Raw genomic sequence first — 22264 nt, 5'->3', positions numbered from 1 at the left:
TATAATGAGAGAAATAGTTTAAACTACTAAAAACAAAATGAGGAGCATGACTATGAAAAAGTTGTACGAAGATGACAGTTTGACACTTCATACGGACCTTTATCAGATCAATATGATGAAAACTTATTGGGAGACAGGTCGAGCGGATCTTCATGCCGTCTTTGAGTGTTACTTCCGTAATATGCCGTTTGATAACGGTTATGTCATCTTTGCTGGATTAGAGCGTCTAGTTAAGTACTTGGAGAAACTATCATTCAGTGAGAGCGATCTAGCCTATCTGTCGGAGGTAGAGGAATATCCAGCAGATTTTATTAATTATTTGCGGGAATTCGAGTTTACTTGTACTGTTCGTTCTGCCATAGAAGGCGAACTGGTATTTAGTAACGAACCGATTATTCAAGTAGAAGGGCCTTTATTACAATGCCAGCTAGTTGAAACGGCACTTTTAAATATTGTGAACTTTCAAACCTTGATCGCGACCAAAGCCGCTCGAATCAAATCAGTTATCGGTGAAGACCCATTATTGGAATTCGGTACACGACGTGCGCAAGAATTAGACGCTGCACTCTGGGGTACACGAGCAGCTTATATTGGCGGTGCAGATGCTACCAGTAATGTACGAGCTGGAAAGATTTTCGGTATTCCAGATAGTGGAACGCATGCTCATTCATTGATTCAGTCCTATGGTAACGACTATGACGGGTTTAAGGCATATGCAGAAACACATCGAGACTGTGTCTTCTTAGTCGATACGTATGACACGATCAAATCAGGAGTGCCAAGCGCGATTAGAGTAGCACGGGAAATGGGCGATAAGATCAATTTCTTAGGTGTCCGAATCGATAGCGGGGATATGGCTTATATCTCAAAACGGGTGCGCCAACAATTAGATGAAGCGGGATTTCCTGATGCAAAAATTTATGCTTCAAATGATCTAGATGAAAGTACCATCTTAAACTTGAAGATGCAGCACGCGAAAATCGATGTTTGGGGTGTTGGTACAAAGTTAATTACAGCCTATGATCAACCAGCGTTAGGTGCAGTTTTCAAATTGGTTTCAATTGAAAATGAAAAGGGAGAAATGGTAGATACCATTAAACTTTCCAGTAATGCAGAAAAAGTAACGACGCCTGGGAAAAAACAGGTTTGGCGAATTACACGTAAATCTGATGGGAAATCAGAAGGTGACTATGTAACGCTATGGGACGAAGATCCACGAGAAGAAAAAGAAATCTATATGTTCCATCCAGTCTATCCGTATATCAATAAAACAGTGAAAAATTTTGAAGCACGTCCGGTTCTCAAAGATATCTTTGTAGATGGAAAACGAATCTATGAACTTCCTGATTTAGAAACGGTGAAGCAAACGGCGAAAGAAAGCCTTGATTCGTTATGGGAAGAATACAAACGTGACTTGAATCCGCAAAAATATCCAGTCGATCTTTCTACGGAGTGTTGGAATCATAAGAACAAAATTATGGACCAAGTACGTAAATCTGTGGTACAAACAGAACAAGAAGATTAAAGGAGTGGACGTTTTATGACGTTGCAAGAAGACATTATTAATGAATTAGGAACCAAGCCAACCATCGACCCGAAAGAAGAAATTCGTAAGAGCGTTGAATTCTTAAAAGCTTACTTAAAAAAATACCCATTTTTAAAAACATTTGTCTTAGGGATCAGCGGTGGGCAAGACTCTTCATTGGCCGGTCGTTTAGCACAACTTACGATGGAAGAAATGCGTCAAGAGACAGGCGATGAAAACTACAAGTTTATCGCTGTACGTTTGCCTTATGGCGCCCAAGCCGACGAAGCAGACGCGAAAAGAGCGCTAGCGTTTATTCAACCAGATGTTAGTCTAAGCGTGAATATCAAAGGAGCCGTTGATGCAGAAGTAGCCGCTTTAGAAGAAGCGGGTGTTTCCATCAGTGATTTCAACAAGGGCAATATCAAAGCGCGTCAACGAATGATTACTCAATATGGGATTGCTGGAGATAATCAAGGGGCGGTTATCGGAACGGATCATGCCGCTGAAAACATTACAGGCTTCTTTACAAAATTCGGTGATGGCGGGGCAGACATTTTACCGTTGTTCCGTTTGAATAAACGACAAGGAAAAATGTTGTTGAAAGAACTTGGAGCGGAGGAAGCCTTATATATGAAGGTGCCTACTGCCGACTTAGAAGACGGGAAACCTTTGATTGCGGACGAAGTAGCGTTGGGCGTGACTTATGATGATATCGATGATTATCTAGAAGGAAAAGAGATTGATTCAAAAGCGCAGGAAACCATTGAAAATTGGTGGAACAAGACCCAGCACAAACGTCATTTACCAATCACTATTTTTGATGACTTTTGGAAATAAACGATGACTAAGACCTAGTGGAGAACAAGCTTCACTAGGTTTTTTTGACTTATACAAAAAAATAGAGAGTAGAATCTTTCAAAGTGTCAAATTTTAAATAACTATCTGTTTAAGGGAGAGATGTATAGGTATTCTTTACTTTCCATAGTTTTCTCGCTAAAATATTTAGGTGTTCATGAATAGGAGAGAGCTATGCAAAAATTTCGAAAACTTCCATGGCGCCAATTTCTAAAGGGAATAGGTGTGCTTGGTTTGATTCTTGTTTCAAATCTTTTTTTTCAGCTGACTCAGAATGATTTCTCATTTGATTTAGCCTTTAAATTCGCCTTTTCTTGGCATACCGAAAAATTCTTTTTAGGTTGTTTTGTCTTACTGATTTTTTACGGATGGCTTAGTAGTTTTTTAGGTTCATTAAAAGCAGGCAGCATATTTTATACATTAGCAGTGATTGGTGTTGGAATAGCCAATTATCTGAAAATGAAGTATCGAATGGAACCCATTTATCCCGATGATCTTAAAATGATCACAGAATTTGGAATGATTCGGGATATGGTTGGAGTGCCAATATTCCTTCTATTTTTGTTGCTACTAACAGCCGGTGTAGTTTTAGTCATCTTCAGCATAAAGAAAAGTTTAAAGCTGAAGAAGAAAAAACAGTGGATTCGATTGGGATTTTTTCTTTTAACGAGTATGCTGCTGCTATATATCGGTGGGTTTAACCAACAAGGGAATTTATTGCGAAAGGCGTATAATAAAACCGCCTTATGGATTCCCTACAGTCAAAAAATGAATTACTATAATACAGGATTTATGGGCGGTTTCTTATACAATCTGCCAGTAGATGCGATGGAAAAGCCAGAGAATTATTCAGAAGCGGCTGTAAAAAAAGTTACGAAAACCTATGAAGCGAAGCAAAATGAAGAGGATACTGAAAAACCTAACATCGTTTATGTCATGAGTGAGAGCTTTTCTGATCCAGCGCGCTTAAAGGGCTTAGAAGTGTACGGAGGAGATCCATTACAGGATTATCGAGCAGTCGCAGACAAAACATATAGCGGACAAATGTTGTCGCAGAATTATGGGGGCGGGACCGCTAATATTGAGTTTGAGGCGTTGACCGGATTTTCTATGGAGCTCTTTAACGCGCAGATGACGACCCCCTATACAATGTTAGTTCCAGAATTTCAAATGTTTCCTTCATTAGTGAGTACCTTAAAAAAACGTGGCTATGAAACCACTGCGATTCATCCCTACAATACATCCATGTACAAGCGGAAGGACGTCTATCAAACGTTTGGCTTTGACCAATTCCTAGATGAAAGTACGATGAAACATACGGATAAGATCGAAAACAATCCTTACATTTCCGACGAAGCTGCTTACCGAGAAATTTTTGATCAATTGGAAAAAAAGAATAAACCGCAATTTTTACATCTGGTAACGATGCAGACGCATATGCCCTACGAAAATAAATACGATGAGCTGCCCTATGTCGTTCAAGGAGACAACAGTTTAGCAGTAAGAAGCTATCTGCAGGACATTGCGTATAGCAGCGAGGCATTGAAGGCCTTCTTAGAAAGATTGGATGAACTGCCTGAACGAACACTGGTTGTTTTTTGGGGCGATCATTTACCGGGCATTTACTCTGATGAAGTACAAGAAGAAAATCAAGGGCATTTATTGCACGAGACAGAATTCTTAATGTATGACAATCGCCATCAGCTAAATAATCAGCAGGTTACAACGAGTCCATTTTATTTTGCGGCGGATCTTTTTCAGCAGGGAAGAATTCAAATGACCGGGTTTCAAACCCTATTAGTCTCTTTACAAAAGGAGCTGCCGGCCTTTGAAAAGGGCATGTATTATCAAAGCGGGCAATGGTTCAAAGAAGCTCGTTTAAATAAGAAGCAAGAAAAGTTGTATCAAGACTATCAAATGATCCAGTATGATATCACTGCTGGCAAGCAGTATAGTTTAAAACAAAATTTTTTTGAGTAAAGAGCTAAAGGAGTAAGTATGGGATTTAAAAAGAAAGACAATCAAAGCTATTACAATCCTTTGCGTCGCGCTATCTTGAATCACCAGATGATCGAACCTGGCGATAAAGTGGCGATTGGCATGAGCGGTGGGAAGGATAGTACCACCTTACTTTATTTATTGGATCGAATTCGGAGACAAGGGCGTTTAGGTTTTGACTTTGAATTGATTCCAATTTCTCTTGATATGGGGTTTGATGGCTGTGATATCACCCCTATGAAGGAGTTTGTGGAAAGTTTGGGTTATTCACTAGAAATTGTGCCTACGAATATCGCAAAAGTTGTTTTTGATATCCGAGAAGAAAAATCACCTTGTTCCTTGTGCGCAAAGCTTCGCAGAGGGATTTTGTATAATCGAGCCAGTGAGTTAGGCTGTCAAAAAGTAGCATTAGGTCATCACGTTGATGATGCAATCGAAACATACTTTATGAACTTTTTGTTTCACGGACGAATGAACAGCTTTGAACCAAAAAGTTATCTGACCAAGACAAACGTGACCCTAATCCGGCCCATGATCTATCTTGAAGAAAAACAAATCATTCGACTTGTGAAACGTGAAGAATTACCAGTCATTTTTAATCCTTGTCCTGTGGATAAGAAAACAAAGCGTGAAGAAATAAAAAACTTGGTGACGAACCTTGCTAAAAACTACCCAGATATACGGGAAAAGTTTATAATGGGCATGGAACAAGGAACAGCTGAAGATTTTTGGACCAAAAGTCTCTAGTGGAAGCTCTTACAATCGATTATTTTAAAAGTAGTGATTGTATTCCCGCCTTTTCTCATGCTATAATTCGTTTTGTATTCATGAGGGAGTAACTAGCAGCGCAAGCTGTGGCAACGCCACCAGCAAGAAAAAAATATTTTTCTGGTGTTGTCTTAAATAGTGAGACTTATGTATGTGTCTTTTCGCATACACAAGTCTATTTTTTTTACTCCCGAAAGGAACACTATATTAAGGAGGATAAGAATGTCAGAGGAGAAAAAACAACAACTGATAAAGCCTTTTTATTCGGAAGAAAAAGAACAGGTTTTAGCAGAAGTTCAAACAACAGAAGAAGGGCTGACATCTGCAGAAGCAGAAAAACGCCTGAATGAATATGGTTTGAATGAACTAGAAGAGGGTGAAAAGAAAAGTATGCTCGCCCGCTTCTTGGAGCAATTCAAGGACTTAATGATCATTGTTTTACTATTTGCAGCAGTTATTTCCGCGGTCGTCTCACATGAGGTAGTCGACTCGATCATTATTCTAGCTGTTGTTATTATTAATGCCGTAATGGGTGTGGTACAAGAATCTAAGGCGGAACAAGCGATTGAAGCGTTGCGTGAAATGTCAACACCGAATGCAAATGTCTTACGGGATGGACACACAAGTTCAGTAAAATCAACAGATCTTGTTCCTGGGGATATAGTTATGTTGGAAGCCGGAGATGTGGTACCAGCAGATCTGCGTTTGATTGAGGTTGCCTCATTAAAGATTGAAGAAGCGGCCTTAACTGGTGAATCTGTCCCCGTTGAAAAAGAGCTCATCGTGATCGATGAAGGCGAAGTCGGCATTGGTGATCGTGTGAATATGGCTTACTCAAATAGTAACGTCACCTATGGTCGTGGTAAAGGTGTCGTTGTCAACACCGGAATGAATACCGAAGTAGGAAAAATCGCTGGAATGTTGGCACAAGCGGACGAAACTGAAACACCGCTTAAGAATAACTTGAATCAATTAGGTAAATTCTTGACGTTTGCAATTATTATCATTGCGGTAGTGATGTTTTTCGTAGGAACAGTCTTTAACAACACTTCATGGGTCGATATGCTATTGACGTCGATCTCATTAGCCGTTGCGGCGATCCCAGAAGGATTACCTGCGATCGTTACAATCATCCTTGCTTTAGGAACACAAGTAATGGCTAAACGTAATTCTGTCATTCGTAAATTACCAGCAGTTGAAACTTTGGGTTCAACAGATATTATCGCTTCAGATAAAACAGGGACGTTGACCTTGAATCAAATGACTGTTGAAAAATTATATGTTGATAATCATCAGTATGAAGCAAACGGCGAAGTTCCTAGTGACAGTATGGCGATGAAGGTCATGAACTATGCGAATGATACTAAAATCGCTCAAGATGGCAGTTTGATTGGTGATCCGACTGAAACGGCGCTTGTCCAATTTGGGTTGAATAATCATTTTGATGTTCGTGAAAAGGTAGCCGAGGAACCTCGTGTTGGTGAATTACCTTTCGACTCTGATCGTAAATTGATGAGTACTTTACACGAAGAAAAAGACGGAAAGATACTGGTGGCTGTTAAAGGAGCACCGGATGTTTTATTGGATCGTGCAACACAAATTCTGTTAAATGGTCAAGTTGTACCAATGACGGACAAGGAAAAACAAGATATTTTAGCCAATAATAAAGACATGGCGCAGCAAGCTTTGCGTGTCTTAGGAATGGCTTACAAGTATGTTGATCAAATTCCTGTTGAACTGGAATCTGAAATCATTGAAAATGATCTGATTTTTGCTGGGCTAGTCGGCATGATCGACCCAGAACGTGCGGAAGCAGCTGAAGCTGTACGTGTAGCGAAAGAAGCTGGGGTCCGCCCAATCATGATCACAGGGGACCACAAAGATACAGCGGAAGCTATTGCTGCTCGTTTAGGGATCATTGAAAAAGGCGATGACGACTCCGTACTGACGGGTGCTCAACTAAATGAAATGACTGATGAAGAGTTTGCTCAAAAAGTTGAACATTATTCCGTTTATGCCCGTGTTTCTCCGGAGCATAAAGTTCGAATCGTCAAAGCGTGGCAAAAAGAAGGAAAAGTCGTTGCCATGACCGGTGATGGTGTCAATGATGCTCCTGCCTTGAAACAGGCAGATATTGGTATCGGTATGGGAATCACAGGGACAGAAGTTTCTAAGGGTGCTTCTGATATGGTCCTTGCGGATGATAACTTTGCCACAATCGTAGTCGCTGTTGAAGAAGGACGAAAGGTCTTCTCAAATATCCAAAAAGCAGTTCAATATTTATTGGCTGCCAACTTGGGTGAAGTGTTGACCTTGTTTATCGCTACATTGCTTGGTTGGGACACCTTGTTACCTATCCACTTGTTATGGATCAACTTGGTAACTGACACATTCCCAGCAATTGCTTTAGGTATGGAACCAGCTGAAAAAGATTTGATGCAGCACAAACCTCGTGGCCGCAGTTCGAACCTGTTCTCAGGCGGGGTCTTCTCTAGTATTATCTATCAAGGAATCTTAGAAGCCGCTACTGTATTGTTTGTTTACTGGTCCGCAATTCAATGGCCCGTTCATACCAGCTATGGAGAGATTCATTCAGATGCGTTGACAATGGCCTTTGCTACGTTAGGTCTGATGCAGCTATTCCACGCTTTTAACGTGAAATCAGTTCATCAATCCTTATTTAAAGTAGGACCTTTCCGCAACAAGAGCTTCAACTGGGCGATCTTACTTTCCTTTGTATTGATGATGGTGATCATCGTCGTTCCTGGATTGAATGATATCTTCCGAGTAGCTCATCTTGATCTTTATCAATGGGGCATCGTCATCGGTGCATCCTTTGCGATTATTCCAATCGTTGAAATCGTAAAAGCTTTCCAACGAGGAGCACAAAAAGATAAGTAAAAAAGAAACCTTCGCATTTCGATCAATTAACCGAGATGCGAAGGTTTTTTATTTGATTAAGGCATACATCTGCATGTCTTTGATTTCACCGTTTTTGACGGCATTCTTTCTTAACGTTCCCTCAAATTGAAAACCGCTTTTTTCTAATACGCGACAAGAGCCTCTGTTTGTTGAAAAGGGTTCGGCGAAAATACGCATGATGTCCGTTTGATTAAATACATGATCTGCCAGCTGTTTCACAGCTTCCGTAGCAATTCCTTTGCCCCAGTACTCTTCTGCTAAATAATAGCCCATCTCAGCCGTTTGACGATGGATGTTCTCACATCGAAAAGCACCAATACTGCCGATGGCTTTGTTTTCATCGTTAATTATCGCAAATGCAAAAGTTTTGGTTGAGTCAGCCGCTAGCATGTCTTGAATAAATGCTTGTGCGTCTTTCTCAGTGTAAGGATAAGGAAGGCCATCGTGTAAGTTGTCTTGAATTTTCTTATTGCTTAACATTCCCGCTAAATCTTTCGCATCCTCTAGCCGCCATTTTCGAATGATCTTATCCATAAACATGCCTCCTAAGAAATAATTGTTCCTTTAACGGTATCATCATTTAAAGTAAAAATGAAGTCATTTCTTAATATTTTCTAGGCAGCTTTGCATCTTGATCGAAAATCGGTAAAATGAAAGTATCAAAAGATAGAAAGTAGGAAGAAATGAATGCGACCTAATACAGGGTTTTACGCTAGAGAAATTAATGAAATTGTCCAAAATACAGAAAAAATGGGAGAACGTCTACACCCAAGCTATGAGGAAATACGTACGGCTTTAGATGAAAAGAAAATAGCTGATTTTGATCAAGAACGTTTATCTGAAATCCACGAACTTTTTAAAGAAGGAACACAATTTTACCAATTAAATTTAGAAAAAATAGGTCTGCTGAAAGCACCAGCAAAAGTGATGGGAAATCATAAAAGCTTCGAAAAAGCCTATATTCAATATGTCGCTGGCTGCCAAGAAATGACAGACAGCCTATTACCGGAAGTAAATGAGGAAGCCTTTAATGCAGCTGAAAAAAAACAAGATGCTGCAACGGATACGATCTACAAAACAATTCAAAAAATCACGAATTTGTTATTGAAATAGGTAACAAGTCAAAATTCAAATAGAACAAAGGTTTTCTAATTTTTTTATAACGTTATTTTAAATACAAATAGGGAAAGATCAGGTATGATTAATTCATAACCAATAACAACCTTTTCTTTTTCATTGCATTTAGGTAATACTCCTTTAGCACCGATTTGCCGATCGGTGCTTTTTTTGTCATTCCAACTTTTCACAGTTTGTTAAAGTATGAGTGGAATTATTTTTTTTAAGGAGTCTTGGAACAAGAAGTTTAGTTGGATGATATGCGTGACGAAGTAAAACTCATTTTTGCGGTCTTCAAAAATGAATTCTTTAAAAAGAGATAGCTGCGAGTTCTGCTTTTAGCAGTTTATCTGATGTGAATGATAATCATTGAGTTTTTAAGACTATAAGAATTTGTGTAGTTTAGCAGAATCGTATGCGAAACGAAAATCAGAATCATTTTTGTGGTCCTCGAAAAATGATTTCATCGAAAAGAGTTAGCTGTCAGTCCAACTTTTCACAGTTTATTAAAGTATGAGTGGGATTATTTTTTTAAGGAGTCTTGGAACAAGAAGTTTAGTTGGATGATAGGCGTGACGAAGCAAAACTCATTTTTGCGGTCTTCAAAAATGAATCCTTTAAAATGAGTTAGCTGCGAGTTCTGCTTTTAGCAGTTTATCTGATGTGAAGATAATCATTGAGTCAGTAAGAATGCTTGTCTGCTGATGTACGTAGCGAATATTTTACTAGATAATCGAAACGATTTTATTCATTAAATAAAAAGAAGGCTGACCACTAAGTGAAACTCACTTTGGTCAGCCTTTTTTAAAATATTAATTCTCAATATTTCTTACATAGTTTTCGAAGTAATCATTTAGGTCGTTCTTGACTTTTTGATACTCCTCTTCAGTATACTCTTTCTCTTCTAACCGCCCTTTAAAATTAGGCAGATCCAGATCTTTTTTTAATCGTTCAATCACTGCTTCTTTGTCCATAATCATTTCCTTTCTACCCGAAATACACACAAACAGCTTCCGGAGCAAAAACATCCTTTTGAATCATTGTCAATAAACCGTTCTCTTTATCGCGACGGTAAAGAGTAAGATTGTCGCTGTTCTGATTTGCTGCGACAACATAAGCACCATCTGGGCTCAAAGCAAAATCTCTAGGGAAATCACCTTCAGTAGAAATGATTTGGATAGTCTCAACGCTTAAGCCATCCTCTGCGATTGCGAAGGCTGCAATAGAGTTGTGACCACGATTTGATGCGTATAAGAACCGTCCATCATTAGAAACACGAATAGCTGCTCCACCATTTTCACCATCAAAATCTTGTGGTAAGGTGGAAACTTTTTGTTTTTGAGTAAAGCTGCCGTCAGTTTCATCGTAGGACAAGACACTAACACTGCTGTCCAATTCACCAAAAAGATAGGCAATAGCTTTATTAGGATGGAATACCAAATGACGCGGTCCCGTTCCAGGCTCCGCAACGTAAACAGCAACTTCTTCAACCTCACCAGCTTCAGTAACATCATACGTATAGACACGGTCAGTACCTAGATCACACACAGCTAGACGTTGATCCGGTGTCAAATCTGTGTAGTGGGTATGCGCCTTGTCTTGATTTTTATGAGGGCCTGTTGGTTCCTTATGGAAAAGAGACGCTGCTGCTTCAAGTGAACCGTCAGGTTGAATTTTATATGTGTTCAATGCACCTTTATGGTAATTTGCGCCGTATACTAATTGACGGGCTTCGTCTACCGCAACATAGCAAGGTGCAGCGCCTTCTTCTGTGGCTGCATTCAAAAATTTATTTTGAGAATCATAACTGGAAAGTCCGCCTTTTCCCTCGCGACTGGTCACAGAATATAGGGTCTGCTGCTTACTCTTCGTAAGGTAGGTAGGGCTGGTTTCTTCTGTTACTAATGTTAAGTTGTTTAATGTCTCCTTCGCAGTATCTAACTCAATTTGATAAATACCTTGACTAATGCGTCGTGTGTATGTGCCTAAAGTAATCGTGTGAATCATTAAAAAACCTCCTTCATTCTATGTCCATTTTAGCAAGTTTATTCCCACTTGGATAGCGCTAACTTTGTGATATAATTGAAAAATAAACAAGAAAAGAGCGTGACATATGACAGTGACAGAAATTACTCAAATTGGAAAACATGCGATTAACGATGAAAACATTCTAGTTCTTTTTGGTGAGAGCATCACGCCAGACTTGTTGGATGTTTCGATCGTTCAAAAGAAAATTAATGAAGAATTGGTTGAGCTAAAAAAAGGCGGACAACTTATTTTTGGCGATCAAAGCTATCAAATAAATGGGGTAGGACCATTAGCGAATGAAAATCTAAATGAAATTGGACATGCGACTGTTTTCTTTCAAGAAGAAGTTGGCGCGATTCCAAACGGGATATATGTTACCCCGGAAAAGCTTCCTAAATTGGAAGTCGGAATGAAAATCAGTTATCAGTAGGAGCGTGAGTGAGTGGATAAAAAGAAATTAACGCAGAAGACCTCTTGGTTTTGGAAATGGTTCTTAAACAGTCAAGTGGTTGTGGCACTGATCATCGTATTGTTGCTGCTGTTGATTGCGTTGGTCTTTACAAAAGTATCCTATCTGTTTGAGCCTGTTGGACAATTTTTTGCTATCGTAGGCTTGCCGATGGTAATTGCGGGGATTCTTTATTATTTAATGAATCCAGTTGTCAATTTTTTAGAGAGAAAGGGCATCAAGCGAACGATAGGGATCGTGTTACTATTTATTGCCGTTGTGGCATTAATCATTTGGGGGATCGTGGTTATTATTCCTCAGATTCGGGAACAAGTGGGCTCAATGATGAGAAGCTTGCCAGGATATTTTGATACGATTAGTGACAAGATAAGTGAGATCTTCAAAGATCCAGCCTTCCAGCCATTTCAGCAGCATATTGATAATAGTCTGCAGAAAATATTGGAATCCTTAACAGAGACTGCTCAAAATATTTCTCGTGTGACGCTACAGGGCTTAGGAAGCGTTGTGTCGACTCTTGCAACCGTGGTGATTGCGTTGATCACCGCGCCGATCATCTTGTTTTTCCTATTAAAGGATGGCGATCAGTTAGCACCATATATCCTTAAGTTTCTACCGACAAAGACACGCAAACCAACACTGAGAGTGATGACTGAAATGAATTCCCAGTTGGCTTCGTATATTCGCGGACAGTTGACTGTGGCTTTCGCAGTGGCGGTAATGTTCATTATTGGATTCTCTTTAGTAGGAATGAATTATGCTATCACATTAGGAATCTTAGCAGGATTTTTGAATTTGATTCCGTATTTGGGTTCGTTTTTGGCCATGGTACCAGTCGTGTTCATTGCGATTGTTACTGGTCCGATTATGTTGATTAAAGTGATTATTGTTTTTGCGATTGAGCAAACAATCGAAGGTCGAATCGTTTCACCATTGGTCTTGGGGAATCAATTAGAAATTCATCCAGTAACAATCATGTTTGTATTGTTAACAGCTGGGAAAATCTTTGGTATCGCTGGTGTGATCTTAGGGATTCCCTTTTACGCCGTGGCGAAGGTTATCGCTATTCATGTATTTGAATGGTACAAAGGAGTTTCAAACCTTTATGAGGACGAAGAAAAAAATCCTGTCGACGAGTAATCGACAGGATTTTTTGTGTTTCAAAGCATGGGTTTGCTAAAATTGAGCAGCCAATGCTTTGGCTTTTTCTTTAGCCGCTTCCATAATTTCAGGTGCTCTCGATGGATCATAGTCTGCACCTTCAATATAAATGGAATCAAATTCAGAGATACCGATAAAATTCAAAATTCCTTTAACGTATTGTGCAGAGAAATCTTGACCGTTATATGTACCGCCACTTGATTGTATGTGAAGAGCTTTTTTATCTGTAATCAATCCGGTTGGACCTTCTGCCGTATATTTGAAGGTTTTACCTGCGACGTTGATTGTGTCAAACCATGCTTTTAATCTTGTTGGAATATTTAGATTCCATAAAGCATTGGCGATGACGATTTTTTCACTAGCTAAAAATTGATCAGTAAATTCATTGAAAACACGAACTTTTTCTTGTTGAACGTTACTTAATTCTGTAAAATCAGCACCTTTTTGCAGCGATTTCCAAGCCGATAGCAGGTCGCCGTCAATTTCGGGGATATCTGTATAATACAAATCTAACATGGTGAAAACATCTTCAGGATGACTTTCTTGATGGGCCTTAATGAAAGTGTCCAAAACAGTTACAGTTTGTGAGTCTTCTGCGGCTAACGGATGCGCATTCACTACTAAAACATTTGCCAAAACTAGCACTCCTTAAATTTAATTACAAACGAATCGTACACAATATATCTAAAACAGACAATTTATTTGCTCAATGCAAACATTAAAAACATTTTTTGTTAACTTGCTAGATATTGTTTATACGCAGAAGTTCCACCAATCACATTTACTACTTGGTAGCCTTCATTTCTTAAAAATTGCGCCATCGTTTTTGAACGACCACCAAATTGAGTGAACAGGTAATACGTTTTACCTTTGTCAAGTTGGCTTAAACGATTAGGCAATTGGGTTAGCGGAATACGGGTGACATTTGATCCTTCTGATAGCTCAAAGGAATCATTTAAATCAGGGTCTCTCAAGTCCAAAACATCCAAGGGTTCTTTCGCGGCAAGCATCATAAATTCTTTTGTTGTTACTGAGTAATTCATTTTTCTCAACAGCCTTTTCTTTCTTAAGATTGATTTCAACTCTAATATATTTATTGTCTTATTACAAGTGTTATCATAGTCATTTTACTGGAATTTGATGAAAAGTAAAGAAAACATTCAAAAAATTTTTATTTAGAGAAAATATTGATAAGCATTTTTCTTGCATTCATAGAAAATCATTTATTCTTTGGTAGAAGAACAGTGAAAAATTTTCCCAGAGTTTAAAATTATTTATAAAATGATATTGCTTGCGCGAAACCGATCGCATCGTTAAAATGGTAGTGACGGAGGGAAGAGAATAATGGGAAATTTTCATTTAGGGAAACTTAATTTAAAAACGATCGCTATTCGAGTACGAGATCGTGACGGATTGATTCACTTCTATCGTGATATTATTGGCTTACATTTATTGCGGGAAGAAAATGAATTGGCAATTCTAGGATATAAAGATCCAGCCAGCGAATTGCTTTGGTTGGAAGAAAGCCCACGGGCAGATGAACATCGTGGAGAAATAAAAAAGATGCACCGCTTTTCACTAGTTGTGCCTAATGTAGAAGAATTAGCGAACGTTTATTATCGAGCAGAAAAAGAAAACTATCCAGTCAAATCTGCCTTGCAGGCGGATGATGAAAAGGGCTTGCTCTTTGAAGACCCTGAAGGAAATGAGATTGAAATTTTCTATGCTCCTAGCAAGGAACGTTCAACTTCGGAACCGATCGAAATCGATTTTACCGAATTGTTAACCAAGGCTACAAAGCGGGAAAAAATTCATGGTGCTTATTTTGACAAGGTTCACTTAAATGTGAGTGACTTGAAGAAGCAGCAATCATTCTTAGAAGATATTCTGGGATTGAAGGTGCATGATGAGAGCGATGAAGCCTCTCTTTTGAACAGGGGCGATTTTAATGTAGGGTTAACAGCAGCTACTGGTGGGACAATTGATTTACCAACAGACAAAGTTTTAGGTTTAGATTTCCTACAATTTAAAGTCTCGAAGGAGACATTGTCAGAACTGCGTCAGCACTTGGCTGAAGAACAGTTAGACTATTTTTGTGATAAGAAAAAATCACTGATTACCCTTTACGATGCAGCAGGCATCGAATGGTGGTTCGTATTGAAATAATAAAAGCCGCGAGAAATCGCGGTTTTTTTCTATATATGGCTGCTGGCTAAAAATAAAATCTTTTTTTAATTGTCCGAAGCTTTCAAATTTTATTTTATGCTATACTTTTTTGGGTAATATTTTTAAGGAGGACGGTCATGTATCCTGAAACACGTCATTTAATTGAAGAAAAAATGAGAGACGGTGTTTTTCCTGGTGCAGTCCTTCGTTTTATCGAAGGCGAGCAAGAGGAAGAAGAAGTCTACGGATTTGCACAAATCGAACCAACAAAGCTTGCCATGCAGGAAGATTTTCTTTTTGATGTCGCCTCTTTAACAAAAGTGGTCTGTACGACGACGGTGATGCTAAAGCTCAAAGAAGAAGGGAAAGTCTCTTGGGACCAATCGCTGCACGAACTATTACCAGAATTTCAAAATGAAACGATTACCATTCGACATTTGCTGACCCATACATCGAATATCCAGACCTATATACCGAATCGTGACCAGTTGGATGCGCAAGAACTACGTGGGGCCTATCTAACTCTTCAACCAGGGGACAAACTTGGAGAAGTGGTTCAATATACAGATGCGGGAACGATTTTGCTAGGCTTTTTGATTGAAGAGCTTTATCAAAAAGACGTTATCGAAGTATTCAAGGAGGAAGTTTTACAGCCGCTTGGTCTGTTAGAGAGTATCTTTTTGCCACAGTCGTTAGAGGATAAAATCGTTCCGACAGAAAAGCTTCCTAACGGGACAATTTTGAAAGGCGTAACGCATGATCCAAAAGCTCGAGTCTTGGCTGAGCATGCCGGCAATGCAGGTCTTTTTACGAATGTGAAAGATTTAAGTAAATTTGCAAAAATGTATTTGAATCTTGGACGTGTTAGCGATATTATTTATTTGCATGACAAGACAATTTTAGCTTTACTTAACGATCAGACACCAAACAAAAAAGGAAAACGTTCAATTGGGTGGGACTTGAAATTCAGTCCATTGGATCAAACACCATTACTTTTTCATACAGGGTATACAGGGACTTTTTTGATGCTGGACATCATAAAAAAATCTGCCTTCATTTTTCTATCCAACCGTGTACACTTAGAAGATCATCGAGAAAGCTATATTACTCACCGCGATGAGATTTTGAACTGCTACTTAAATGAGCGGATGAAAAACTATCAAAAGTAATGAGAAAAGAGAACCCAATCGAATGATATTGGACTAGGTGAGTAGTATTAGACTTGAAAATAAATCGAATAAAAAGGAGCAAGAATCATGGAACCATTATTTTTAAAACCAGTTTTTCAAGAAAAAATTTGGGGCGGTAATCAATTACACACCGTTTTTGGCTTTGATATTCCTAACGATAAAATTGGAGAAGATTGGGCGATCAGCGGACATCCTCATGGCGTTAGTATTGTAGAAAATGGCCCATATAAAGGCTGGAAGATTAGTGATCTTTGGAGCGAACATCGTGAATTATTCGGAAACGCTGAAGGGGATGTCTTTCCATTGTTGACGAAAATTTTAGATGCGGAGGATGATTTATCGGTCCAAGTTCATCCTGATGACAGCTATGGGTTAGAACATGAAGGTGAATTAGGAAAGACAGAATGCTGGTACATTATTAATGCAAAACCAGGTTCGGAAATTGTCTACGGACACAACGCAACCACACGTGAAGAGTTGGCAGCAATGATCAAAGAAGAACGTTGGGATGATTTATTGCGCCGTGTCCCTGTTAAACAAGGAGATTTCTTCTACGTACCAAGCGGAACGATCCATGCGATCGGTAAAGGAATCATGATTTTAGAAACGCAACAAAGTTCGGATACAACTTATCGTGTTTATGACTACGATCGCAAAGATGATCAAGGGAATACCCGTGAGTTACACATCCAACAATCTATTGATGTCACAACAGTTCCTGCAATTAGTCCTGAACTAGAGGTTTCTGAAAGTAAAAAAGGAACCTCATCAGTGATCACTTACCTAAAAACAGATTTCTTTAACGTTTATGAATGGGATGTTATTGGTGAGCTTTCTCTTAAAAAAGAGGGCGACTATACACTAGTAACCGTTGTTGAAGGCTATGGAAACTTGATCGTTGACGGTCAAAGCTATGAAATGAAGCCTGGAACAAGCTGTATTCTACCAGCTCAAATCACAGAATGGAAAGTTGAAGGCGAGATGAAGATAATCGCATCAACGCCAGGAACGAAATAAAGAAAAAAATGACCATCAGCGAGAAGCTGATGGTCATTTTTTATGGTAATTCTGGAAGTATGACGTCTTCGCCATATTTATTTTTTAATGCGGTGTGGAGTAAACGCACAGCTAAAGATTTATTACGGGCTAAGATCGGTCCGTGGAAATAAGAGCCATAAACATTTTTGTAAATGACGCCTTCTCCTTGATCTTCGCCGTTATTGCCATTTCCTTTGACAATCGTGCCTAGAGGTCGTTCGCCTTCTCCTAAAAATGTCCGTCCGTTATGGTTTTCAAATCCGTAATAGGTCTCACCGAACTCTTCATTGTGGATCTCAATATCACCGATAAAGCGGTGGTTGTCTTGGCTTAATGTGTAATGATCCAGGGCCCCGATCCCATCGATTTTTTCACCATTTGCACCAATGTAATAGTGTCCTAATAATTGATAGCCTCCGCAAATCGATAGGATGACCCCATCGTTTTCGATGTACTTGATTAAATCTTCTTTTTTATCCTGAATATCTTTGGATACGATCACCTGCTCATAATCTTGACCGCCGCCAATAAAAACAAAATCATACTTATCAGGATCGAAGTCTTGATAAATACTTACGATTTCTGAGTGAAGCTCGATGCCCATTTGTTTCGCGTAATAATTCAAGGTTAGAAGGTTTCCGTTATCACCATAGGTATTTAATAAATTTCCGTATAAATGTGCTAAGTTCAATTCATAGTTAGCCACGATCCATACCTCCATCAATGTAGCCTTTTTGGGCTAATTCTTTACGTAATTGTAAGACGGCAGTGTAGGTCGCTAGGATATACACGTGTTCCGTCGGCAATAGTTTGATCTTTTCGATGACATCCGTCAAGCTTTCTGTCTCGGTCAATTTATCCTCAGGAATGCCTGCGACTTTTAAGCGAAGAGCCATGTCAGTATGACGGTCGCCTCCAGCAATCACTGCGGGAATGTCCATCTCAGCAAATGCTTCATGATTGCCGTCCCAGATCCAACTAATATCAATTCCGTCAGCATAGTTGGCGTTCAAAAGCGATACTAATGAGAAAGGATACGGTGCTAAACCAATCATATCAATAACTTGATTCAGACCCACAGGATTTTTTACCAAGACCAGTGTACATTTTTTACCCTCGATCTCAAATTCTTCTTGCCGTCCGAAGACTTTTTCATCATATCCGAGACCACGTTTGATTTTTTCTTTTGACACACCGTAATATTCAGCTACAGCAGTTGCGGCGAGGGCATTATAGACATTGTACATACCACCGACTTCGATTTTATAATCCTGCCCGTCAATGATAAATTCTGAAGATTTATTATCCATTGCCTTCATCTCAGTCAATTTGTAATCTAATTCTGGTCGATGAAACCCGCAGTTTGGACAATAATATTTTCCAAGATTGGCATAGGTAATCATTTTATATTTTAAAATGTGCTGACATTTCGGACAAAGCAACCCATCTGTATTATAGTGCGCATCTTGATCCTTATCAGGCAGATGATCAAAGCCATAATATTTTCTTGGATTAACTGTTTCCAATGAATTAAAGATGGGAGAGTCCCCATTGCACAAAATCGGCGCATTCGGTGATTTTGCAGCACCATCCACGATTAATTTATACGTTGTATAGATTTCACCGTAGCGATCCATCTGATCACGGAAAATATTTGTGAATAAGAACAGTTCAGGCTTGATGTATTCTGTCACCTTGCTCAAACTGGCCTCATCGATTTCTAAAACAGCGATTTTCTTTCCGCCTTTTTTTCCCTTCGCGTTTAAGAAGGTAGAAACGATCCCTTGAACCATATTAGCCCCCGTTGGATTCGTCAGTACGTAATCAAATTCCTGCTTCAAAATATTTACTGTTAAAGCGGTCGTCAACGTTTTTCCATTGGTTCCCGTAACAACGACGACTTTATAGTCTTTGACTAATGTATCTAAAATTTTCGGATCCATCTTTAAAGCAAGCTGACCCGGATAACTGGATCCTCCTTTAAAGAACGTTTTTAATACCCATTGGGCGGTCTTGCCGGCCGAGATTGCCAGTTGACTTCGTAACCCCATTACACATCCTCCATGTCTGTAACAAATTTAATTCATCTTATCATATTTGAAAAAAAAGTTTAAATAGCTTTCCTTTTTCTTAATGATTACAGCAGTATCCTTCTTGAAAGATATTTTGTTTATCATTCATTTGCTTCATCAAAGTGTAGAATACCACATACAAAAAAAGGCTGGAGCAAGTTTTTGCTCCTAGCCAATAATAATCTTTTCTTCTGGAAATTCATAGCCTAAGTCTTGTGTTTCTTTCGGAACGAATAGCATCAATGTATACAGCATACCCACACGACCAATGAACATTAAAATAGCGATCATGATCTTGCCTGTGTTGGAAAGATCATCGGTGATCCCTAAGGAGAGGCCCGTCGTTCCAAATGCTGAAGTAACCTCTACTATGATTGAGATAAGCGAGTGATCTTCTGTTGCGGTCAAAAATAGGATACTAAAGAGACACATGCCTGCAGAGAGCATAAAGACCACCACCGATTTCCGAACATCCTCCTGCGCGATTTTCCGCCCGAAGATATTAATATCATTTTCATTTTTTAAGAAGGAATAGAGGTACAATCCAATAATTGCAATTGTCGTCGTCCGAATTCCTCCACCGACAGAACTTGGTGAACAGCCAATAAACATCAATAAGGAGAAAATGATCAATGTCGTATTTTGGAAGAGATTCAGATCGTGAATCTGTAGGCCGGCGTTACGTGTGGTCATCGAGTAGAAGGAAGAGTTCAACCACTGATCAAATAAATTCATATTGGAGAAGTTGTGGTCTTTTTCCAGCAGCCAAATGGCTACAGTTCCTCCGATAAACAGCACGAAGAATGCCAGTAACGCAATTTTTGAAAATAGACTAAAACGAAACGGAATCCGTGACTTAGATTTTTTATGATAAATCCATCCATGAAAATCCATCAAGACTGGGAAGCCGATGCCGCCGATAAAAATTAATACCATAATCGTTACGATAAAGAACACGTCATGAGAAAAAGGGATAATCGATTCGCCGGTGACATCAAAGCCAGAGTTTGTCACTGCCGAAATCGCCTGATAAAAGCCAAAGAAGATGGCTTCTGAGAGTTTATGATAGTATCCAGCCAAATAGAAATAAATAGAGAAGATCGTTCCGAATATAACCTCGATTGCTAGCAGCATCGTAAAAGTAATACGAATTAAATTGACGATGCCGCTGAGTCGAGGCTGGTTCATATCCGTCATAATCAGCTGTCGCTGTTTTAAGGTGATTCGACGCTTAGAAACAATAAAAAAGAAGGTAGTGATCATCATGATTCCTAATCCGCCGATATGGAATAAAACCTCCAGCATAAGGATGCCAGCGTCATTGAAGACCGAGTTAATATCAAAGGTCGTTAACCCTGTGACCGATATGGTTGAAATCGCCATGAAAAGCATATCCAAAAAAGACACGTGAGAACCGGGTTCACGAAAAAAAGGCAAGCTAAATAAAATCAATGAAAGAACTGTCATGGCCAAATAATAGAAGACAATGATCTGAATCGAAGAAAAACGATTATTGATTTTTTTCCAACTCTTTTTGAGAAAACTTATTCGTCGATCAAACTTCATGGGGCACTCCTTAAATCATCTATTCGAAATTTTAACAATAGAGACAGTATAGCATGCTTCAATAAAAAAAACTCCCACCGATTTGGCAGGAGTAAGGAAGGTGTTCATGTCTGTTAATTATCTTGTGCAGTTGCAGCGATGTCAATTTCACGAATAGTGACCTCTTGAGGCATATCATAAATAAATTTGACGCTTTCAGCTACGTGGACAGGGTTAAGTGTGATACCGCCCATGCCTTCTTTCCAAGCTTGATAGTCAGTTAAAGCCCCTTGATCGGTGACATGGGTTAATAATTCTGTTTCAGCAGCGCCTGGAGCAACTAATGAAACACGGACATTGTCACCAGATAATTCTTCTCGAATCGTTTCGCTCAAACCATGAACGCCAAATTTTGAAGCAACATAGGCCGCGTGATTAGTGAAAGTTTTCTTTCCGGCAAGTGAAGACATATTAATGACCGTTCCGTGTTTGCGCTCTTTCATACCAGGTAGAACGATCTGCATCCCATTTAACACACCCATTACGTTCGTGTTCATCATGGTTTGCCATTCTTTAGGATCTTGAGTCAAGACATTTCCTAACAACATGACCCCAGCATTATTGACTAGAAGATCGACAGGTCCAAAAGCTGCTTCGGCTTTTTTGATGCTTGCTTCAAAGACTTGGTAGTCAGTAACATCAACCCGTTCAACCATGACGTTGTCAAAATTTAACGGTAGAGCCTCGATTTTTTCAGTCCGACGACCGAGTAAAAGCAGTGGGTTACCTGCCTGATTAAAAAGTTTAGCGATTTCTGCACCAAAGCCAGAACTTGCACCTGTAATGACGATTAAAGATTTTTCCATTAAAATTGCCTTCTTTCAAAATTATGATAGACTTACTCTACTACTTGGAGTTAACTCCAGGTCAAGAAGGAAGTATGGAAAATGAAAAAATTTTTGATTGGTGATATTACTAAAATGTATGGGATCTCTCAGGATACCCTAAGATACTATGATAAAGCAGGGTTATTACCTTTTGTAAAGAAGAATAATGCTGGTCGTAGAGAATTTACTGAAGACGATCTGGGCTATATAGAAGTAATCGACTGTTTGAAACGCTCAGGAATTCCTGTTAAGGAAATCGCGAAATTCATGGACTGGTGTGTAGAAGGCGACGAGACATTGCCACAGCGGTATGCATTTATGATCGAGCAAGAAGCAGCATTGGAGAAAAAAATCTATGATTTACAAACACAGCTTGATTTTTTACGCTGGAAAAAATGGTACTATCAAACCGCCAATGAAGCAGGAACGGAAGAAGTTTTCTTCAAAGAGGGGACCCGGCAAGTTGATGGCAAGTGGCATCAAAAATATTTAGCATCAAAAAATCCTGGATCCGTTTAAGATCC

General features: G+C 39.2%; 21 protein-coding genes. 12 read left to right on the top strand and 9 right to left on the bottom strand.

Translation table 11 applies throughout. The annotated features are described in order from the left end of the window. Positions 1-52 precede the first annotated feature (52 nt). From J9537_RS10820 to J9537_RS10800, 5 genes are all read left to right on the top strand, one after another. A complete protein-coding gene (locus J9537_RS10820; protein WP_010745768.1) occupies positions 53-1525 on the top strand; it encodes a nicotinate phosphoribosyltransferase in 1473 nt (490 codons plus the stop codon). Between the two features lie 15 nt (positions 1526-1540). Next, positions 1541-2365, top strand: a complete 825-nt coding sequence (nadE, locus tag J9537_RS10815; protein WP_028021298.1) for an ammonia-dependent NAD(+) synthetase — start codon at positions 1541-1543, stop codon at positions 2363-2365. A 192-nt stretch (positions 2366-2557) separates the two neighbouring features. After that, a complete protein-coding gene (locus tag J9537_RS10810) occupies positions 2558-4363 on the top strand; it encodes an LTA synthase family protein (RefSeq protein ID WP_028021299.1) in 1806 nt (601 codons plus the stop codon). 18 nt (positions 4364-4381) lie between these two features. Then, entirely contained in the window at positions 4382-5128 is a 747-nt protein-coding gene (locus tag J9537_RS10805) for a tRNA 2-thiocytidine biosynthesis TtcA family protein (protein WP_028021300.1), read from the top strand. 243 nt (positions 5129-5371) lie between these two features. Further along, positions 5372-8050, top strand: a complete 2679-nt coding sequence (locus J9537_RS10800; protein WP_028021301.1) for a calcium-translocating P-type ATPase, SERCA-type — start codon at positions 5372-5374, stop codon at positions 8048-8050. Positions 8051-8098: 48 nt separating this feature from the next. Here J9537_RS10800 and J9537_RS10795 read toward each other — a convergent pair whose 3' ends face one another. Then, the gene (locus tag J9537_RS10795) at positions 8099-8605 is read right to left on the bottom strand and encodes a GNAT family N-acetyltransferase (RefSeq protein WP_060789505.1); all 507 of its coding nucleotides are present in this window, start codon (positions 8603-8605) and stop codon (positions 8099-8101) included. 153 nt (positions 8606-8758) lie between these two features. On the opposite strand from J9537_RS10795, the gene J9537_RS10790 reads away from it, so the two are divergent. Continuing rightward, on the top strand, positions 8759-9184 hold the full coding sequence (locus tag J9537_RS10790; protein ID WP_010745774.1) for a hypothetical protein: 426 nt from the start codon (positions 8759-8761) through the stop codon (positions 9182-9184). Positions 9185-9999: 815 nt separating this feature from the next. On the opposite strand, the gene J9537_RS10785 is transcribed toward J9537_RS10790, so the two are convergent. Both J9537_RS10785 and J9537_RS10780 read right to left on the bottom strand, forming a co-directional pair. Then, positions 10000-10161 (bottom strand): hypothetical protein, encoded by a 162-nt coding sequence (locus J9537_RS10785; protein ID WP_169794381.1) that lies wholly within the window; start codon positions 10159-10161, stop codon positions 10000-10002. Between the two features lie 13 nt (positions 10162-10174). Then, the gene (locus tag J9537_RS10780; protein WP_028021303.1) at positions 10175-11194 is read right to left on the bottom strand and encodes a lactonase family protein; all 1020 of its coding nucleotides are present in this window, start codon (positions 11192-11194) and stop codon (positions 10175-10177) included. A gap of 106 nt (positions 11195-11300) precedes the next feature. On the opposite strand from J9537_RS10780, the gene J9537_RS10775 reads away from it, so the two are divergent. Beyond that, positions 11301-11645: a PTS glucitol/sorbitol transporter subunit IIA gene (locus J9537_RS10775; RefSeq protein ID WP_010745777.1), complete on the top strand. Its 345-nt coding sequence runs from the start codon at positions 11301-11303 to the stop codon at positions 11643-11645. 12 nt (positions 11646-11657) lie between these two features. Next, positions 11658-12821, top strand: coding sequence for an AI-2E family transporter (locus tag J9537_RS10770; protein ID WP_010745778.1), 1164 nt, complete (start codon positions 11658-11660; stop codon positions 12819-12821). 36 nt (positions 12822-12857) lie between these two features. On the opposite strand, the gene J9537_RS10765 is transcribed toward J9537_RS10770, so the two are convergent. Next, positions 12858-13478 (bottom strand): NAD(P)H-dependent oxidoreductase, encoded by a 621-nt coding sequence (locus J9537_RS10765; RefSeq protein ID WP_010745779.1) that lies wholly within the window; start codon positions 13476-13478, stop codon positions 12858-12860. A gap of 98 nt (positions 13479-13576) precedes the next feature. Further along, on the bottom strand, positions 13577-13885 hold the full coding sequence (locus tag J9537_RS10760) for a rhodanese-like domain-containing protein (RefSeq protein ID WP_028021304.1): 309 nt from the start codon (positions 13883-13885) through the stop codon (positions 13577-13579). Positions 13886-14186: 301 nt separating this feature from the next. Between J9537_RS10760 and J9537_RS10755 the strand changes: the two genes are divergently transcribed. The 3 genes from J9537_RS10755 (at position 14187) to manA (ending at position 17215) form a co-directional block, all read left to right on the top strand. After that, positions 14187-15008, top strand: coding sequence for a VOC family protein (locus J9537_RS10755; protein ID WP_010745781.1), 822 nt, complete (start codon positions 14187-14189; stop codon positions 15006-15008). Between the two features lie 137 nt (positions 15009-15145). Next, entirely contained in the window at positions 15146-16177 is a 1032-nt protein-coding gene (locus J9537_RS10750) for a serine hydrolase domain-containing protein (protein ID WP_028020373.1), read from the top strand. Positions 16178-16264: 87 nt separating this feature from the next. Next, positions 16265-17215, top strand: coding sequence for a mannose-6-phosphate isomerase, class I (manA, locus tag J9537_RS10745; protein WP_028020372.1), 951 nt, complete (start codon positions 16265-16267; stop codon positions 17213-17215). Between the two features lie 40 nt (positions 17216-17255). Here manA and J9537_RS10740 read toward each other — a convergent pair whose 3' ends face one another. The 4 genes from J9537_RS10740 to J9537_RS10725 all read right to left on the bottom strand — a co-directional run bounded on the left by J9537_RS10740 (position 17256) and on the right by J9537_RS10725 (position 21719). Then, positions 17256-17942: a type 1 glutamine amidotransferase gene (locus J9537_RS10740; protein ID WP_028020371.1), complete on the bottom strand. Its 687-nt coding sequence runs from the start codon at positions 17940-17942 to the stop codon at positions 17256-17258. Beyond that, the gene (locus J9537_RS10735; protein ID WP_028020370.1) at positions 17935-19287 is read right to left on the bottom strand and encodes a Mur ligase family protein; all 1353 of its coding nucleotides are present in this window, start codon (positions 19285-19287) and stop codon (positions 17935-17937) included. The genes J9537_RS10740 and J9537_RS10735 overlap by 8 nt, the downstream gene beginning before the upstream one ends. 189 nt (positions 19288-19476) lie before the next feature. After that, a complete protein-coding gene (locus tag J9537_RS10730; RefSeq protein WP_028020369.1) occupies positions 19477-20874 on the bottom strand; it encodes a TrkH family potassium uptake protein in 1398 nt (465 codons plus the stop codon). Between the two features lie 113 nt (positions 20875-20987). Next, positions 20988-21719, bottom strand: coding sequence for an SDR family oxidoreductase (locus J9537_RS10725; protein WP_028020368.1), 732 nt, complete (start codon positions 21717-21719; stop codon positions 20988-20990). Between the two features lie 81 nt (positions 21720-21800). Here J9537_RS10725 and J9537_RS10720 point away from each other — a divergent pair, with 81 nt between their 5' ends. Further along, positions 21801-22259: a MerR family transcriptional regulator gene (locus J9537_RS10720; RefSeq protein ID WP_028020367.1), complete on the top strand. Its 459-nt coding sequence runs from the start codon at positions 21801-21803 to the stop codon at positions 22257-22259. The last annotated feature ends 5 nt before the right edge of the window (positions 22260-22264 follow it).

Source organism: Enterococcus raffinosus (assembly GCF_019175485.1).
GTDB classification, from domain to species: Bacteria; Bacillota; Bacilli; order Lactobacillales; family Enterococcaceae; genus Enterococcus_A; species Enterococcus_A raffinosus.
Note: the sequence above shows the minus strand (reverse complement) of the source record. Positions and strands in the feature narration are given on the sequence as shown.

Excerpts from the sequence above, each read along its gene's own strand:
- J9537_RS10760 (WP_028021304.1), bottom strand. The coding sequence starts at position 13,885 with ATGAATTACTCAGTAACAACAAAAGAATTTATGATGCTTGCCGCGAAA.
- J9537_RS10805 (WP_028021300.1), top strand. The coding sequence starts at position 4,382 with ATGGGATTTAAAAAGAAAGACAATCAAAGCTATTACAATCCTTTGCGT.
- J9537_RS10785 (WP_169794381.1), bottom strand. The coding sequence starts at position 10,161 with ATGGACAAAGAAGCAGTGATTGAACGATTAAAAAAAGATCTGGATCTG.
- J9537_RS10720 (WP_028020367.1), top strand. The coding sequence starts at position 21,801 with ATGAAAAAATTTTTGATTGGTGATATTACTAAAATGTATGGGATCTCT.
- J9537_RS10755 (WP_010745781.1), top strand. The coding sequence starts at position 14,187 with ATGGGAAATTTTCATTTAGGGAAACTTAATTTAAAAACGATCGCTATT.
- J9537_RS10750 (WP_028020373.1), top strand. The coding sequence starts at position 15,146 with ATGTATCCTGAAACACGTCATTTAATTGAAGAAAAAATGAGAGACGGT.
- nadE (WP_028021298.1), top strand. The coding sequence starts at position 1,541 with ATGACGTTGCAAGAAGACATTATTAATGAATTAGGAACCAAGCCAACC.
- J9537_RS10820 (WP_010745768.1), top strand. The coding sequence starts at position 53 with ATGAAAAAGTTGTACGAAGATGACAGTTTGACACTTCATACGGACCTT.
- J9537_RS10735 (WP_028020370.1), bottom strand. The coding sequence starts at position 19,287 with ATGGGGTTACGAAGTCAACTGGCAATCTCGGCCGGCAAGACCGCCCAA.
- J9537_RS10800 (WP_028021301.1), top strand. The coding sequence starts at position 5,372 with ATGTCAGAGGAGAAAAAACAACAACTGATAAAGCCTTTTTATTCGGAA.
- J9537_RS10780 (WP_028021303.1), bottom strand. The coding sequence starts at position 11,194 with ATGATTCACACGATTACTTTAGGCACATACACACGACGCATTAGTCAA.
- J9537_RS10725 (WP_028020368.1), bottom strand. The coding sequence starts at position 21,719 with ATGGAAAAATCTTTAATCGTCATTACAGGTGCAAGTTCTGGCTTTGGT.
- J9537_RS10795 (WP_060789505.1), bottom strand. The coding sequence starts at position 8,605 with ATGGATAAGATCATTCGAAAATGGCGGCTAGAGGATGCGAAAGATTTA.
- J9537_RS10730 (WP_028020369.1), bottom strand. The coding sequence starts at position 20,874 with ATGAAGTTTGATCGACGAATAAGTTTTCTCAAAAAGAGTTGGAAAAAA.
- manA (WP_028020372.1), top strand. The coding sequence starts at position 16,265 with ATGGAACCATTATTTTTAAAACCAGTTTTTCAAGAAAAAATTTGGGGC.
- J9537_RS10810 (WP_028021299.1), top strand. The coding sequence starts at position 2,558 with ATGCAAAAATTTCGAAAACTTCCATGGCGCCAATTTCTAAAGGGAATA.
- J9537_RS10775 (WP_010745777.1), top strand. The coding sequence starts at position 11,301 with ATGACAGTGACAGAAATTACTCAAATTGGAAAACATGCGATTAACGAT.
- J9537_RS10790 (WP_010745774.1), top strand. The coding sequence starts at position 8,759 with ATGCGACCTAATACAGGGTTTTACGCTAGAGAAATTAATGAAATTGTC.